The 563-nt window shown below is 40.3% G+C and carries 1 protein-coding gene; it reads right to left on the bottom strand.

Annotated elements, in window-relative coordinates; translation table 11 throughout:
• Window positions 1–111: 111 nt before the first annotated feature.
• The coding region (locus ACFQ38_RS11290; protein ID WP_381480935.1) for an IS3 family transposase at window positions 112–563 on the bottom strand (452 nt) is incomplete at its 5' end.

Genomic DNA, 563 nt, shown 5'->3' with positions numbered 1-563 from the left:
TGATACTATGTCAAGAAATTGGACACATTAAATTGAGAGTCATAGCTATTTGTATAATCAAGCTAACGCGCTTTGCTTGTTGGCCATGTCATAAGCGAACAGAGTTTCACTCTATTCACTTACGACATGGTCAAGGGGCTTCCCCTCTACATCTACTGATAGACATTGATAATAGGCCTTTTCTTTATCAATTGGTGACAAATAGTCATTTGTTGAATGAATCCGATTTTTATTATAAAAACATTCAATGTACTCAACGATGCTATCTTTCGCCTGTTGTCTAGTCTTGTAGGTCTCGAGATAGATCAATTCACGTTTAATGATGCTATGGAACGATTCGATGCAGGCATTGTCATAACAGTTGCCTTTCCGACTCATGCTCGTAGTTATACGATATCCTCGTAGGATATTTTGATAATCATGGGATGCATATTGGCTTCCTCGATCCGAGTGGTGAATAAGGTCTTCAGATGGTGCTTGCCGACCGATTGCCCGTTTAAGGGCAGTGATGACGAGTTCTTTTGTCATTCGATCACTCATGTACCAACCTATAACCCGTCGAG

It is taken from the genome of Sporosarcina contaminans, assembly GCF_042679045.1.
Classification (GTDB): Bacteria; Bacillota; Bacilli; order Bacillales_A; family Planococcaceae; genus Sporosarcina; species Sporosarcina contaminans.
This window is presented reverse-complemented; position numbering and strand designations above follow the sequence as displayed.